The sequence below is a fragment of the Propioniciclava soli genome (genome assembly GCF_014858005.1).
Taxonomy (GTDB): Bacteria; Actinomycetota; Actinomycetes; order Propionibacteriales; family Propionibacteriaceae; genus Propioniciclava; species Propioniciclava soli.
This window is the reverse complement of the sequence record NZ_JACYOT010000013.1, coordinates 93235-107627: the sequence shown is the minus strand read 5'-3', so window position 1 is coordinate 107627 and position 14393 is coordinate 93235. Positions and strand designations below refer to the sequence as shown.

The window sequence follows — 14393 nt, the reverse complement described above, 5'->3', positions numbered from 1 at the left end:
GGGGCGGACCGTGACCATGGGCACTCCGTTCTACGAGACCGACGTCGGTGCAGGCTGATGGCGTTCGCTCACCCGACGATCACGGCCTGGAGCTCACCCACCGGCAACTCCCGCGACGCCGACACCACCACCGGCACCGTACCGCTGTACCCCAACGCCGACCACGCCACCGACCAATGACTCGACGCCGTCACCGTGTAGGAGCCCTCCGGCAACGACGCCCCCTCATAGACATACCCACAATCAGGCGACGGCGTCCCCGGCTTCGTACCGGAGGGCAGCGGCGACATCGACGAACACGTGACCGACTTGCCATCACCCATCGCAAACACCACCCGCTCCCGAACCGCCGACATCGAAATCGTGATCCCGTACTGCGTGGTCGACGACTGCAACGCAGCCGGGGTCTCCGTCCACAACCACAACGGATACCCCACCACCGCCATGTCCCACTCATTCACACTCGGATCCGGACCCACCATCACCTCCGGATGCGGCAAAGTCATCGACAACACCACCTCACGCGCCAACGACCGAACCACCGCCTCCGACGGCACCACCGGACCCGGCTGACCAGCCGCCTCAGCCACAGCAGGATCAGCCACCGCAAGCTGACACTCCGCGCTATAACGCAACAACCCCTCACACTCAGGAATCCGAGAAATGAACATCTTCCACTGCTCCTGCTCCAAAGCGGGAGAGCGAGCGCTATCTGTCGCAGCGATATCCTTGCCGGCGCCGCTGGGCGAGCGCCTATTACCAGCTGACGATTCGCGTCCGACACCTTCGTGAACCGCGGCTACAGCCCTTTCCGGTGCTGTAGCAATCACCTGAATTCGACCCACCCCATCCTTTTTCACCACGGGTTTAGGTGTAGGTGCAGGCGTAGGCGTCGGGGGCGGCGGCGGAGGGGGCTGCCTGCGGCCAGCAGCTCCTGCCTCCATGGCAGACGACCCAGAGAAGATGCACGCGACGACAACGAGTCCAACCCAGAGACGCCTCAGCATTCCTCCACCTCCGCCCCCTTGATGCTGGAGAGCTTGATTCCACCGTCCGTTTTCGTAAAGAACACATCTTCAAGTACGTAGCTAGCAATTGCAGTCGTCTCGCCATTTGCAGTGAAACTCTGCGTTCCAGGCGAGCTGCAAATCTCAAGAGCGAGATCAGATCCCCGATCAGCGATATTCGTAGGTCGAACCCACTCAATCTCCATCTCTCCACTATATGCCACATCGGATCTACTGGCCTCAAGAAGCGTCTTCTCCAAGTCTTCCTGTGCCGCACCTACGGTGAGGTCTCGCAGGCCATCGCTCATGGCTTCTTTCGCGATCAAGAGGTCGTTGGCAGTCTCCATGGCGCGCCGGTACACACGCTCCGCCTCCGCGTACTGCTCATCCCGCGCCACCATGCGCTCGTGCTCAGCCTCATCGCACGCGTATGCCTCACCACCCGCCTCCGGTGTGCACTGGAACGTCGGCTCCGGAGTCGGCTCAGGCGAGGGCGTCGACCCTCCGGCGGGCGTGCACCCCACCAACAGCACGCCCCAGCACACCACGGCACCGGCAACAGTCATCGGCTTCACCACGCGAATCCCCCTACGTCAACGACGACCAACCCAGCATGACACAGCACCAAAGACCCACCCCACCCCTTCCAAGAGTTGTCCACAGCCACGGCGAACAACCGCGTCTGCGGGCACCCGGCACACTGGAGCCCATGACCGCGCGATCCGACAACACCTACGCCCGCCGTCCCGCAACCCCGCCGTGGGGGCCCGGTTGGGCGCGACTGCTCGCGGGGATGGCCACGCTGTTTCCCCTGGGTCTGGCCGGCACCGGCATCATCACCATGACCGCCGCCGTCGGGTCGGCGTCCCTGCAGTGGATCGGCATCGGCCTCGCCACCGTGCTTCTCGGCGCCGCCATCGCCGCCCCGCTGGGGGTGTTCCTCGCCAGGGGTGGCAAGCCGTGGTTCGTCGCCGGCATCACCCTGGTCCTCGTGCTCGCCGCCACGCTGCTCGTGTTCGCCTTCCTCTGAGCGCGGCGTCCCAGGCCTCCCAACCCTCACACCATCGGCGCAGCAGTTCCGCGTCGCTCGTACCCGACGAAGTCGAACCCCTCGCGTGGTTCCCGGCGAACCTCGGACCACTCAGCCGGGTCGAGCTCCGGAAACGTCACGGACCCCTCGGCCGCCACGGGCACCTCGGTCAGATCCAGTTCGGTGAGCCACGGCCACGCCTGCCGGTAGATCTCCCCGCCCCCGGCCACGTACACCACGTCATCCAGACCGGCAGCGACGGCCAACGCCTCCTCCACCGAGGTGGCCACCAACCCCACCGCGGTCGAGCCCGCGGGCGGCAACGACACGGCCGACGGCGTCCGCGTCACGACGATGGTCGTCCGCCCCGGCAGCCAGCGACCGATAGCATCGTGCGTCGCGCGGCCCATCACCATCGGGTGGCCCAGGGTCACCCGCTTGTAGCGCGCCCAGTCCTCGGCGAACGAGAACGGCTGCTTCTCCCCGTCCCCGAGCACCCCGTTGGACGCAACAATCGCGATCGCGATCACCTTCGTCGCCATCTCAGCTCCCCTCCGCCAGCCGCGCCACCTCGGCGGCCAGCACGCGATGAACACCGGGATCGACCACCGGCCGGAAATGCCCGTTGACGCCGAGGGTGATCGTACGGCTCCCCGGCGGCCCGGCTCCCCCGGCCACCGCCGGGATGAACTCGTCCCAGGCCGGCTGGATCGACGTGATCCGCGCGTCAGCCTGGGTCAGCGCGGCCAACCAGCCCAGCTCCGCCCCACCCGGCGCGAAGACCCCCAGGGCCGTCCGCCGCAGCGCCCGCCCCCGAAGGCCGCCCATCCGCGCTGATCCCACCCACGGCGTGCACACCGCCACCAACCCCGCCACCCGGTCAGCGATACCCGCCTCCAGCAGCAGCGCCTTGCCGATCAGCCCACCCTTCGAATGTCCCACCAGGACGCCGCCCCGTACGTCGGCCGCCACCACGGCGGACGCCGCCACCGCCACAGCTCGCTCGAACGCCAGCCGCTGGTACCCCAACTCCGGCACCACCACCACCGGATGCCCCCGCTCGTGCAACGCCCGCGCCCACGGCAGCAAATAGCGCCACGGCTCGTAGACGCCGGGCAGCAACACCACCGGCGCCCGCCACCCGGAAGCGAAGGCGTCCGGCGGCGTCCGATCCACCGTGATCCGAGCCCGGTGCGGCACCACGTGCACCGCCTCCCAGGCGAGCGTGCGCACCGTGGATCCCCACCCGTTCACGCCCATCGGTGCACCTCGGCGTGCACCTTCCACCACACCCGCTCGTCCATCAACGGCAGGAAGTGCCCGGACGCCGCCAGCGGCACATTGCGCGCCCCCTCCAGCGTCGACCCCTCCGGAATCATCTCGTCCCACGCCGGCACCAGCGATGACACCCGGCGCTGCGCCACGTCCAGCGCCGCGATCGTCGTGATGCCGGACGCCGTGGGTGCGAATTCGCGCAGATGACTGAGCGCCGCCAGACGCAGCCCCCGCGAGGAACCCCGGAAGGGCGACGCCACCGCCACCACCCCGGCGATGCGCGCGTCGAGACCCGGCCGGGTCATCGTCAGCAGCCCGATCAGCCCACCCTTCGAGTGCGCCACCACGACGCACCGTTCGAGCCCCCGATCCGCCACGAACGCCTCCACCACGTCCGCCGCGGCTTCCAGGGAACTCACATTCCAGCCGAGCTGGTCGACGACGTGGACGGGGTGGCCAGCGTCCCGCAGGAACTCACCCAGGGGTTTGAGGTAGCGCCACGGCTCGTAGACGCCCGGCAGCAACAGCACGGGGATGCGCCCCTCGGGGCAGGGGCGCGGCACCGCCAACAGCCGCCGCGCCGGCGTCCGATCGAGCAGCGCAGCCACCTGACGGCCCGCCACGTGCAGCCAGTCCCGCACCACGATGCCGACCTTCTCGCGCACGTTCATGAGGCGGCGCGCTCGGCCAGCTCGAGCAGCTCCCTCGCCACCACGCCCGCGTGCCCCACCACGAGCTGGTGCGAGGCGCCCGCCACCACGACCAGCCGCACGGACGCCGCCGCACCCGCGGCCGCGCCCAGCTCCTCGATCCACGACTGCGGTGTCACCGCGTCCCGTGACCCCCGCAGCAGCACGAGGTGCTGGGTCAGGGAAGGCATCCGCTCCTCGACGCGGTACTCCAGCATGGCGGGCAGCACCTCCAGCGGCCACACCAGGCCGGCCCGCAGGTACCCCTGCACCGACAGCAGCGCCTCGGAGAACCGCTCCCGGGCCGACGACTTCAGGAACGCCCACGTCTGTTTCCGCACCGAGCGTGCCCCGTGCGTCACCACGGGGGACGCCAGCGCCACGGCGCGCGCCACCCCCGGGTGGTGAGCGACGGCGTCCACGACGATCTGTGCGCCCATCGAGTGCCCGAGCCACACCGCATCCGCCACCTTCAGCCGCTCGGCCGCCTCCGCGACCACGGACGCGAACGCCTCGATTCCGAACGGGCGTTCCGGGTCGGGCGTCCCCCCGAAACCGGGCAGGTCGAACAGCACCACGCGTCCCCGTTCGGCCAGCTCCGCCGCCAGCGGGCCCAAGTAGGTCGAGGAGACCCCCAGCCCGTGCACGAGTACGAAGGCCGGCCCCTCCTGCTGCGGGGTGGTCCACACGTGCACCGTCACACCCCCGATGTCGAGGTCGCACTGCTCGAGGTGGTCGGGGGGGTCCAGACGATCGAGACGATCCAGGTGCTCGAGGTGGTCGAGGTCGTCCAGCATCAGACGGCGATCGGGGCCTTGATCACGGGGTGCGGGTCATACCCGCGCACCTCGATGTCGCGCAACTCGAACGCGTCGATGGCCGACACGGCCGGGTTCAGGTGCAGCGTCGGCAGCGTGCGTGGCGTGCGCCCGAGCTGCTCGCGCGCCTGCTCGAGGTGGTTGAGGTAGAGGTGCGCGTCGCCGAAGGTGTGGACGAAGTCACCCACCTCCAGCCCCGTGACCTGCGCCACCATGTGCGTCAGCAGGGCGTAGCTCGCGATGTTGAAGGGCACCCCCAGGAACACGTCGGCCGAGCGCTGGTACATCTGGCAGCTCAACCGCCCGTCAGCCACGTAGAACTGGAACATCATGTGGCAGGGCGGCAGCGCCATGGCGTCCACCATCGCGGGGTTCCACGCCACGACGACGTGACGCCGCGAGTCCGGTTGGGTGCGGATCTGCGCGATGACGTCGGCGAGCTGGTCGACGTGGGCGCCCTCCGGCGTCGGCCAGCTGCGCCATTGGTAGCCGTAGATCGGGCCCAGATCGCCCTGCTCGTCGGCCCACTCGTCCCAGATCGTGATGCCGTTCTCGTGCAGCCACGCGATGTTGGTGTCGCCGCGCAGGAACCACAGCAGTTCGCCGAAAATGCTGCGGGTGTGCAACTTCTTGGTCGTGAGCAGCGGAAAGCCCTGCGCCAGGTCGAACCGCAGCTGGTGGCCGAACACGCTGAGCGTGCCGGTGCCCGTCCGGTCGGTCTTCTCGGCCCCCTCGGCCAGAATCCGCCGCACCAGGCCCAGGTAGGCCGCGTCCGCGTCGTTGGTCACTGCTCCTCCTCGGCGCCCAGCAGCCGCAGGCGCTCCACCATCGCACGCACCGCTCGGCCCCGGTGGCTGAGCGCGTCCTTCTCCTCCGCCGACAGCTCCGCGTTCGTGACTGTCTGACCCTCGGCGACGAAGATCGGGTCGTACCCGAAACCCTGGTCACCCGACTCCTCGTGGGCGATCCGGCCCGGCCAGTCGGCGCGCACCACCTCCTCGGTGCCGTCGGGCAGCACCAGCGCCAGACAGCACACGAACCGGGCTCCGCGCGCGTCGTCGGGCACGTCGTCGATCTGCGCGAGCACGAGGCGGCGGTTCTCCTCATCGGACGCCTTCGCCCCCGCCCAGCGCGCCGTGCGCACCCCCGGCATGCCGTTGAGGACGTCCACCTCCAGGCCGGAGTCATCGGCCAACGCCGGCAGCCCCGTGACCGCCACCGCCGCCCGCGCCTTGATCAGCGCGTTGCCCTCGAAGGTGGGTTCCGTCTCGGCCGGTTCGGGGTAGGACGCCACGTCGTCCAGCCCCAGCACCGCGACCTCCAGGCCGGACGCCGCCACGATCCGTCGCAGCTCCGCCAACTTCTTGGGGTTGTGGGTGGCCAACACCACCGAGGACACGGGTGCGGTCGGCGACATGAGGGTCACCCTACCCGGGGCCTCGGGTGGGGCTCCTCTGGTGCCACGCGGTACCGATGGGGGGTCGACCCCTCGAGGAGACCGGACTGGTGCTCGGCGTGCGAGAGAGCCTCCCCCAGCAAACGCCGCACGTGGGCGTCCGAGGCCGAGTAGAAGACGAACGCGCCCTCCCGGCGGCTGGTCACCAACCCGGCCAGCCGCAGCTTGGACAGGTGCTGGCTCACCGCCGGTGCCGTCGACTGCACCATCTCCACCAGGGCACCCACGCTGGATTCGCCCTGCAGCAGCGCCCACAACAGCTTCACCCGGGTGGGATCGGCCAGCATCCGGAACATCGCGCTCGCCAGCCGAGCATGCTCGTCGTCGGGGACGTCCAGCAGCGGCGACTCGTGCACCCGCCCAGCCTAGCCATGGTTGCTTGTTTGAGCAGTTGCGCAAATACTTGAGCCCATGAATCCCCGTCGGGACGCCCACCCGCAGCGCCAGGCACACCAGCACCAGGAGCAGGAGCACGAGCACGAGCACGAGCACGACAAACACCAGCACGAGCACGACGAACACCAGCACCACCACCACGGCGCGCACGACCACGACCACCACCACGGCGACGACTGGTGGGCGCGCGTGCGGCACGCGATCACCCCCCACTCCCACGACCACGCCGAGGCCATGCCGACCGCGGAGGAGGCCAGCAAGGAGGGCATTCGGACGGCGTGGATCAGCTTGGCCGGCATGGCCGCCACCGCCGCGCTCCAACTGGTGATCGTCGCCGTGAGCGGCTCGATCGGGCTGCTGGCCGACACCCTGCACAACCTCGGCCACCTGGTCACGACCATCCCGCTCATCATCGCGTTCCGGCTCGGACGCCGCGCCCCGACCCGGCGCTACCCCTTCGGCCTGCGGCGCGCGGAGGATCTCGTCGGCCTCCTGATCGGCCTGGTCATCGCGATCTCGGCCGCGCTGATCATCGCCGAATCCGTTCGCGCCCTGGTGGACCCGAGGCCCATGACCAACCCCGCCTGGGTGCTGGCCGCTGCCCTGATCGGAGCCGCCGGCAACGAGATCGTGGCCATCTACCGCATCCGCACCGGCCGGCGCATCGGCTCGGCCGCGCTGATCGCCGAGGGCCAGCACGCGCGCACCGACGCCCTCACCTCGCTGGCCGTGATCGGCGGAGTCGGGGGGACGTGGGCCGGGTTCCCCCAGGTGGACGCCCTCGTGGGGCTCCTCATGGGGGCCGTCATCGTGGGCGTCCTCATCAGCACCGTGAGGGTCACCGTGCGGCGCCTCATGGACGGTGTCGAGGACGGCACGCTCGACCAGATCGAGCGCACCGCCGCCGACGTGCCCGGGGTCCGCCGCGTCGAGCGTTCCCGCGCCCGATGGAGCGGCCACCGCATGGAGGCCGATCTCGACATCGCCGTCGATCCGGGGCTCACGGTCGCGGCCGCACACACCATCGCGGTCGAGGTGCACAGCACCCTCCTGCGCGCCGTCCGCCACCTCGATCGCGTCAGCGTCCACGTCGAGCCCGACGGGGTCGCCTGCGGGCCGAGCCTCAGCCTGCCAGCGCCTCCGCCTGCAGCCGCGTGAGCTCGGCGCACCCGGCCTGGGCCAGATCCAGCAGCTGGTCGAGCAGGGCCCGGTCGAACGGCTCCCCCTCGGCGGTGCCCTGCACCTCGACGAGCCGGCCGTCGCCGGTGCAGACCACGTTCATGTCGACCTCCGCCGCGGAATCCTCCACGTACGGCAGGTCGAGCACCGGCGTCCCGTTGACCACGCCCACGCTGATGGCCGCCACCGATCCGCGCAGCGGCTCGCCCGCCAACGCGCCCCGGGCGCGGAGCCAGGCGACGGCGTCCGCGAGCGCCACGTAGGCGCCCGTGATGGCGGCCGTGCGGGTGCCGCCGTCGGCCTGCAGCACGTCGCAGTCGATGACGATGGTGTTCTCACCGAGCGCCTGGTAGTCGATCACGCCGCGCAGTGCCCGGCCGATCAGGCGGGAGATCTCGTGCGTCCGGCCACCCACCCGCCCCTTGCGCGATTCGCGGTCCGACCGCGTGTGCGTGGCGCGCGGCAACATCTCGTACTCCGCCGTCACCCAGCCGAGCCCGCTGCCCCTGCGCCAGCGGGGGACGCCCTCGGTGACGGACGCCGCCACAAGCACGCGGGTGCCGCCGAACTCGACGAGCACCGACCCCTCGGCGTGGTCGAGCCAGTTGCGGGTGAGGGAGACGGGGCGGAGCTGGTCGGCCGCGCGGCCGTCGGCACGGGTGGTGGTCATCCGCCCACCCTAACCGGCTGCTCAGACACCCAGGGACACCAGCTGCTCGACGGCGTCCAGGTCGGAGCCGATGAGGCGGCGTCCGATGCCGGAGAACCGCTCGGGATTGCCCGTCGTCTCGAACAGACGCCGGCCCACGTGGCCCGCGCGTGCCAGCCCGAGATCGGTCAGGGACGCGTAGACCTGCTTGGCGCACTCCTCGGAGCTGCTCACGAGCGTCACCGCATCACCCAGCACGTAGCTGAGCACGCCGGCCAACAGGGGGTAGTGCGTGCACCCGAGGATCAGGGTGTCCACGCCGGCCTCCTGCAGGGGCGCCAGGTACCCCCGGGCCAACGCCAGCAACTCCTCGCCGCCGGTGACGCCGCGCTCGACGTAGTCCACGAACTGCGGGCACGGAGCGGTGTGCAGCCGCACCCCCGGCACCGCGGCCAGCGCGTCGTCATAGCTCTGCGACGTGGCGGTCGCCACCGTGCAGATGACGCCGATGTGGCCGTTCTTCGTGACCTTCACCGCCCGCCGCGCCGCCGGCAGGATCACCTCGATCACCGGCACGTCGTAGCGCTCCCGGGCATCGCGCAGCACGGCCGACGAGGCCGAATTGCAGGCGATGACCAGGGCCTTCACGCCGCGCCCCACCAGGTGGTCGAGGCACTCCAGGGCGTACTCGCGCACCTGCGAGATCGGCAGTGGCCCGTAGGGCGCCCGGGCCGTGTCGCCGAGATAGATCGTGTCCTCCGCGGGCAGCTGGTCCCACACCGCGCGGGCCACGGTGAGCCCGCCGAACCCCGAGTCGAAGATGCCGACCGGCGCGTCGACGACGCTCACACCACCCCGCCTCATTCGGGCCTGGGCGAGCCCGGGCCCGGCACCGTCGCCCGCTCCGCGGCGATGGTGGTGTCCGCACCGTGACCGGTCTTGACCACCGTCTCGTCGGGCAGGGCAAACAACACGTGGTCGATCGAGCGCAGGATCACGTCCCAGCTCGAGTAGCTGCGCCCCGTCGCGCCCGGCCCGTCCTCGAAGAGGGTGTCGCCGGTGAAGACGACCCCGAGCTCGGGGGCGTACAGGCACACCGACCCCGGGGAGTGCCCCGGCGTGTGGAGCACCGTCAGCGTCGTGCCGGCCACCTCGATGACCTGGCCGTCGGCCAACTCACCGTCCGGCTCGACGTCGTGGGTGAGCCGCCACACGACGAGGTCGTCGGGGTGCAGCCACACCGGCGCGCCCATCGCGTCCCCCAGCGCGTGGGCGTGGCGGACGTGGTCGTCGTGCGCGTGGGTGCAGACGATCGCCTTCACCGCCCGCTCGCCGACCAGCTCGGTGATGGCACCGACGTCGTGCGGGGCGTCGATGACGACGCACTCGGTGTCGTCGCCCACCACCCAGACGTTGTTGTCGACGTCGAAGGTCTCCCCGTCGAGGGTGAACGTGCCGGAGGTGACGGCGTGGTCGATGCGGGCGCTCATGCCGGCGATCCTGCCATGACGACGACGCTGCGCAGCACCTCACCGCGGTGCATCTTCGCGAACGCGTCGTCGATCTCGCCGATGCCGATCTCCTCGCTGACGAACGCATCCAACGGCAGCCGACCCCGGGTGTAGAGGTCGATCAGCATCGGGAAGTCCCGACTCGGCAGGCAGTCGCCGTACCAGCTGGACTTCAGCGAGCCGCCGCGTCCGAAGACGTCCAGCAGCGGCACGGTCAGCTCCATCTCGGGCGTGGGGACGCCGACGAGCACCACGGTGCCCGCCAGGTCGCGCGCGTAGAACGCCTGTCGCCAGGTTTCCGGACGCCCCACCGCGTCGATCACCACGTCGGCCCCGAAGCCGCCGGTGAGCGCACGGATCGCCTCGACCGGGTCCGCCTCCCGTGCGTTGACCGCATCGGTCGCGCCCAGCTCACGCGCTCGGTCGAGCTTGCGGGGGTCGACGTCGACGGCGATGATCCGCGCGGCACCGGCCAGGTCCGCCCCGACCACCGCGGCCATGCCCACGCCCCCGCAGCCGATCACCGCCACGGAGTCACCGCGGCCGACGTTGCCCGTGTTGAGCGCGGCACCGATGCCCGCCATGACGCCGCAGCCGAGGAGGCCCGCGGCGGCCGGCCGGGCGGCCGGATCCACCTTCGTGCACTGGCCGGCGGCCACGAGGGTCTTCTCGGCGAACGCGCCGATGCCGAGCGCCGGGGTCAACTCCGTGCCGTCCTCGAGCGTCATGCGCTGCGTCGCGTTGTGGGTGTTGAAGCAGTACCAGGGCCGGCCCCGCCGACACGCGCGGCACTCGCCACACACCGCCCGCCAGTTCAGGATCACGAAGTCGCCGGGCGCGACCTCGCTGACGCCCTCACCCACCGCCTCGACGATGCCGGACGCCTCGTGGCCCAGCAGGTAGGGATAGTCGTCCCCGATGCCACCCTGCACGTAGTGGAGGTCGGTGTGGCAGACCCCGCACGCCTGCACGCGCACCACCGCCTCGCCGGGGCCGGGATCGGGAACGGTGATGGTGACGAGTTCAACCGGGGCGTCCTTGCTCCGCGAGACGACGGCCTGTACCTGCTGCATGACCCCAGCATGGTCAATCGCGCCGTCGATGCCAACCCGCCCGCTCCGCAGCCCGCGAACGGGCCCGGTCACCTGCGGGGGGACGGCCCGGTGACGCCGCCATGGCAACCTTGGCAACCGGCTCGATGAAGAATTGACACCCTTCGGCCTGACGGTTGAAGCTTCATGGAGCAAGGAAAGTTGAACCTTCATTTAACTTACGAGGAGCACCCATGACCGCCATCACCACCGGCCTCCGCCTCACGCCCGCCCGCACGCCGGTGCGCACCGTGATCCCGGCCGCCCCCCAGGTGGCAGTCCGCTCCGCCGGCCCGGCCGCCCAGCGCGTCGCGGCACCCGAGGTCTCCGTGACGTGGACCTCGACCCCCGATGTGGATCTGACTTCGCCCATCACCCCGTACAACGGGTGGGAGTTCCCGGAGGCCCGTCGCAACCCGCTCGGCGTCGTCGCGCTCCTCCTCGCCGTCGTCGGCGGCATCCTGGCCCTCATTCAGACCGACGCGACGCCCGGATGGCTGCTCATCCCCGGCAGCTTCGGTCTGGCCCTGCTGGCCCTGCAGCTGCGCGGCCGGGACAAGAATGTCGCCTCCATGGCCGTCATGGCGGCCATCGCCGGTTCCATCGTTGCTGTGGTGAATCTCGCCTTCGGCGCCTGAGGAAATCATTGGCCGCACCACCCGCACGGGGACGTCGGCGACCCCGGTGGCGCTCGGTGCGATCAGCGGCGGAGCGTCAGCGCGACGAGGACGGGCCCGGTCCGGGCCGAGGAGGGCGACGCCGCCCCGCAGCCCGGGGAGCCGCCCGGCCCCCCGGACGCACACCCGCCGCAGCCCCCGGCGGGGCACCCCGCCGCCAACGCCTTCGCCTCGATCCGGCCCAGCCGGACCAGGTGCTCCACACTGGCCCGCACCACGTCCGCTGCCAGCCCGGTGCGCTCCCCCACCTCGGTCAGCGACGACGCACCGGCGCCGAAGGCGTCCAGCACCCGGCTCAACGGCCCGCTCATCGAAACGACCCGCTCACCAGAACAACCGGCCGATCTGGAAGACGGCCACGGCGGCCGTCCAGGCGACGGCGAGTTGCACCGCGATGCCGAACAGCGTCCACCGCAACCCGATCTCGCGGTGCTGCGCCGCCACCGTCGCGACGCAGGGGGTGTAGGCCATCAGGAAGATGAGGAACGCCCACACGGCCGGCAGGGGGTGCCCACCCGAGGACTCCTCGAAGGCACCCATGATCGCGGCGCCGAGATCCCCCGGATCCTCCCCTTCGGCTGGCTCGGTCACGGCGTAAATCTGCGCCCAGGAGCTGATCACCGCCTCCTTGGCGACGAAGCCCACCACCAGGGCCGAGGTGGTCTGCCAGGCGTCGAACCCGGCCGGCGCGAACACCGGCGCGACGGCTCGCGCCCCGGCGGCGTACACCGAGTCCTCCACCGGCACCGAGCCGAAGGATTCGCCCTGCTGGGTGGGAATCGACTGCAGCAGCCAGACCGCGCACACCGTCACCACGATGATCCCGGACGCCGTGCGCAGGAAGCCCTGCAGCCGCGTCCACGTGACGCTGGCCGTGAGCCGTAGCGTGGGCGCCTGGTAGGGCGGCAGGTCGAGCACGAGCGGCTCGGCGCCCATCGTCCGCCACAAGGTGGCGCGCAGCGCGAGGCCCACCCCCACCACGAACAGGATCGACAACAGGTACATCACGAACACCACCGTGCCGGCCGCGCGCCCGAAGAAAATGGTGCCCACCATGACGTAGACGGTCAGGCGGGCCGTGCAGGAGGTGAACGGGACGAGCAGGGCGGTCAGGATGCGCTGCCGCGCGTCGCCGAGGATTCTGGTGGCGCTGATCGCGGGCACGTTGCAGCCGAACCCCACGATGAGCGGCAGGAACGCCTTGCCCGGCAGCCCGATGCTGCGCATCAACTTGTTGCTCACCACCGCCGCGCGCGCCAAGTAGCCCGAGTCCTCCAGCAGGGCCAGCAGCACGAACATCAGCGCCATGAGCGGCACGAACGTCAGCAACATCCCCACCCCGGCGACGAGCCCGTCGACCAGCAGACCCTCCACCCAGGTGCCCCCGAGCCCGACGAGGCCCAGGCCGGCGCGCACCGCGTCCGACACCGGCCCGGTGAAGAGCCCGTCGAGCGCATCCTGCAGGGGGGCCGCGACGGTCGTGGTGATCTGGAACACCAGCCACATGACGGCCAGGAAGAGCAGCGGCCCGGCCACCGGGTGGAGGGCCACGCGGTCGACCCGGTCGGAGAAGCTCATGCGCTGCGCCCCCGATGTCGTGGTGCCGGCGTCGACCGCGGCCTCGATCCATCCGAACCGCTCGTCCTCGCGCGCGAGGTCGTCGGACGCCAGCGCCACGACCCGGGCGGTGGGTCGCGGCCGCGCCAGGGACTCCCGCACGAAGCGGGTGAGGTTGTCCAGGCCGGTGCGGCGCCGCGGATCGACCACCACCACGGGGCAGCCGACCGCCTCCGCCAGGGCATGGCTGTCGACCTCGACCCCGGCCTGCCGAGCCACGTCGGTCATCGTGAGCGCGACGACGACGCGATGCGTCGACTCACGGAGCTGGCACACGAGGTGGAGGGAGCGGGCGAGGTGTGCCGCGTCCACCACCACCACGACCGCATCGGGTCGCTCGGCCGCCGGTGCGTCCACCAGGAGCGCCCGGGTCAGCTCCTCGTCCGGGCTGATCGGGTCGAGGCTGTAGGCACCGGGCAGGTCGACCAGCGTGAACTCGCTCGGTTGGTGGGCCGCGCAGGTTCCTTCGCAGTGCGCGCAGGCGCAGACGCGGTCCCCCGCCCGGAAGCGCCACACCCCCCGGCCCACGTCGACGGTCGTCCCGGGCCAGTTGCCCGTCGTCGCGCGGAGACCCGTGAGCGCGTTGAAGAGCGTCGACTTGCCGACGTTGGGCGCCCCCGCCAGCGCCACCACGGGTGCCCCCTCGCCCGCCCCCCGGCCCGCCGGGCCGTGGCAGGCCGCCTGGATCGTGGGCAGCGCGGGTGCGACTTTGAGGCGGCGCGTGCCGGTGGCGGTCACGCGGCGCTCGCCTCCGGGGCCACCGCCACGCCGGCCAGCACGCCCGCGTCCAGCGCCAGCCGCCCCCCACCGACGGACACGACCCGGCCCCCGGCGACCAGCTTCTGCACCACCGTCAGGCGGGCCCCCCGGCGCACCCCGAAGCGGGAGAGTCGCCGGGCGACGACGGCGTCCGGATGGGTGGACCAAATGACCAGGGGCGTCCCGAGCGGGGCGCGATCGAGGGTGATCGACGCATTCACAATGGTGAGGCTAACCTA

General features: G+C 71.0%; 19 protein-coding genes. 3 read left to right on the top strand and 16 right to left on the bottom strand.

Translation table 11 applies throughout. The features are described from left to right. Positions 1 to 68: 68 nt before the first annotated feature. Complete coding sequence (locus IFY26_RS13240) at positions 69 to 863, bottom strand: hypothetical protein (protein ID WP_232549483.1); 795 nt, start codon at positions 861 to 863, stop codon at positions 69 to 71. 137 nt (positions 864 to 1000) lie between these two features. Next, positions 1001 to 1585: a hypothetical protein gene (locus IFY26_RS13235; protein ID WP_232549482.1), complete on the bottom strand. Its 585-nt coding sequence runs from the start codon at positions 1583 to 1585 to the stop codon at positions 1001 to 1003. Between the two features lie 131 nt (positions 1586 to 1716). On the opposite strand from IFY26_RS13235, the gene IFY26_RS13230 reads away from it, so the two are divergent. Then, entirely contained in the window at positions 1717 to 2037 is a 321-nt protein-coding gene (locus IFY26_RS13230; protein ID WP_232549481.1) for a hypothetical protein, read from the top strand. A gap of 26 nt (positions 2038 to 2063) precedes the next feature. Here IFY26_RS13230 and IFY26_RS13225 read toward each other — a convergent pair whose 3' ends face one another. Genes IFY26_RS13225 through IFY26_RS13195 form a run of 7 tightly spaced genes read right to left on the bottom strand, consistent with a single transcriptional unit; the run spans position 2064 to position 6631 of the window. Next, positions 2064 to 2579, bottom strand: a complete 516-nt coding sequence (locus tag IFY26_RS13225) for a dihydrofolate reductase (protein ID WP_232549480.1) — start codon at positions 2577 to 2579, stop codon at positions 2064 to 2066. 1 nt (position 2580) lies between these two features. Next, positions 2581 to 3297 carry an esterase/lipase family protein gene (locus IFY26_RS13220; RefSeq protein ID WP_232549479.1) on the bottom strand — a complete coding sequence of 239 codons (717 nt, stop codon included), beginning with the start codon at positions 3295 to 3297 and terminating at the stop codon, positions 2581 to 2583. Next, positions 3288 to 3983 (bottom strand): esterase/lipase family protein, encoded by a 696-nt coding sequence (locus IFY26_RS13215; RefSeq protein WP_232549478.1) that lies wholly within the window; start codon positions 3981 to 3983, stop codon positions 3288 to 3290. Before IFY26_RS13215 ends, IFY26_RS13220 begins: the two co-directional genes overlap by 10 nt. Then, a complete protein-coding gene (locus tag IFY26_RS13210; RefSeq protein ID WP_232549477.1) occupies positions 3980 to 4798 on the bottom strand; it encodes an alpha/beta fold hydrolase in 819 nt (272 codons plus the stop codon). The genes IFY26_RS13215 and IFY26_RS13210 overlap by 4 nt, the downstream gene beginning before the upstream one ends. Next, on the bottom strand, positions 4798 to 5607 hold the full coding sequence (locus tag IFY26_RS13205; RefSeq protein WP_232549476.1) for a thymidylate synthase: 810 nt from the start codon (positions 5605 to 5607) through the stop codon (positions 4798 to 4800). Before IFY26_RS13205 ends, IFY26_RS13210 begins: the two co-directional genes overlap by 1 nt. Then, on the bottom strand, positions 5604 to 6218 hold the full coding sequence (gene rdgB, locus IFY26_RS13200) for an RdgB/HAM1 family non-canonical purine NTP pyrophosphatase (protein ID WP_232549534.1): 615 nt from the start codon (positions 6216 to 6218) through the stop codon (positions 5604 to 5606). The genes IFY26_RS13205 and rdgB overlap by 4 nt, the downstream gene beginning before the upstream one ends. 23 nt (positions 6219 to 6241) lie before the next feature. Further along, positions 6242 to 6631, bottom strand: coding sequence for an ArsR/SmtB family transcription factor (locus tag IFY26_RS13195; RefSeq protein ID WP_232549475.1), 390 nt, complete (start codon positions 6629 to 6631; stop codon positions 6242 to 6244). Between the two features lie 55 nt (positions 6632 to 6686). Here IFY26_RS13195 and IFY26_RS13190 point away from each other — a divergent pair, with 55 nt between their 5' ends. Next, positions 6687 to 7829, top strand: coding sequence for a cation diffusion facilitator family transporter (locus IFY26_RS13190; protein WP_232549474.1), 1143 nt, complete (start codon positions 6687 to 6689; stop codon positions 7827 to 7829). Here the strand turns inward: IFY26_RS13190 and rph are convergent. The 4 genes from rph to IFY26_RS13170 are packed head-to-tail and all read right to left on the bottom strand — an operon-like array spanning position 7795 to position 11083. After that, positions 7795 to 8520, bottom strand: coding sequence for a ribonuclease PH (rph, locus tag IFY26_RS13185; protein ID WP_232549473.1), 726 nt, complete (start codon positions 8518 to 8520; stop codon positions 7795 to 7797). The genes IFY26_RS13190 and rph overlap by 35 nt on opposite strands. A 21-nt stretch (positions 8521 to 8541) precedes the next feature. Further along, the gene (gene murI / locus IFY26_RS13180; protein WP_416046578.1) at positions 8542 to 9348 is read right to left on the bottom strand and encodes a glutamate racemase; all 807 of its coding nucleotides are present in this window, start codon (positions 9346 to 9348) and stop codon (positions 8542 to 8544) included. Between the two features lie 11 nt (positions 9349 to 9359). Then, the gene (locus tag IFY26_RS13175; protein WP_232549471.1) at positions 9360 to 9989 is read right to left on the bottom strand and encodes an MBL fold metallo-hydrolase; all 630 of its coding nucleotides are present in this window, start codon (positions 9987 to 9989) and stop codon (positions 9360 to 9362) included. After that, a complete protein-coding gene (locus IFY26_RS13170; protein ID WP_232549470.1) occupies positions 9986 to 11083 on the bottom strand; it encodes an S-(hydroxymethyl)mycothiol dehydrogenase in 1098 nt (365 codons plus the stop codon). Before IFY26_RS13170 ends, IFY26_RS13175 begins: the two co-directional genes overlap by 4 nt. 212 nt (positions 11084 to 11295) lie before the next feature. Between IFY26_RS13170 and IFY26_RS13165 the strand changes: the two genes are divergently transcribed. Continuing rightward, complete coding sequence (locus IFY26_RS13165; RefSeq protein ID WP_232549469.1) at positions 11296 to 11739, top strand: hypothetical protein; 444 nt, start codon at positions 11296 to 11298, stop codon at positions 11737 to 11739. 62 nt (positions 11740 to 11801) lie between these two features. On the opposite strand, the gene IFY26_RS13160 is transcribed toward IFY26_RS13165, so the two are convergent. Genes IFY26_RS13160 through IFY26_RS13150 form a run of 3 tightly spaced genes read right to left on the bottom strand, consistent with a single transcriptional unit; the run spans position 11802 to position 14375 of the window. Next, entirely contained in the window at positions 11802 to 12089 is a 288-nt protein-coding gene (locus tag IFY26_RS13160; RefSeq protein ID WP_232549468.1) for a FeoC-like transcriptional regulator, read from the bottom strand. A gap of 13 nt (positions 12090 to 12102) precedes the next feature. Continuing rightward, entirely contained in the window at positions 12103 to 14133 is a 2031-nt protein-coding gene (gene feoB, locus IFY26_RS13155; RefSeq protein ID WP_232549467.1) for a ferrous iron transport protein B, read from the bottom strand. Next, the gene (locus IFY26_RS13150) at positions 14130 to 14375 is read right to left on the bottom strand and encodes a FeoA domain-containing protein (RefSeq protein WP_232549466.1); all 246 of its coding nucleotides are present in this window, start codon (positions 14373 to 14375) and stop codon (positions 14130 to 14132) included. The genes feoB and IFY26_RS13150 overlap by 4 nt, the downstream gene beginning before the upstream one ends. Positions 14376 to 14393: the final 18 nt, after the last annotated feature.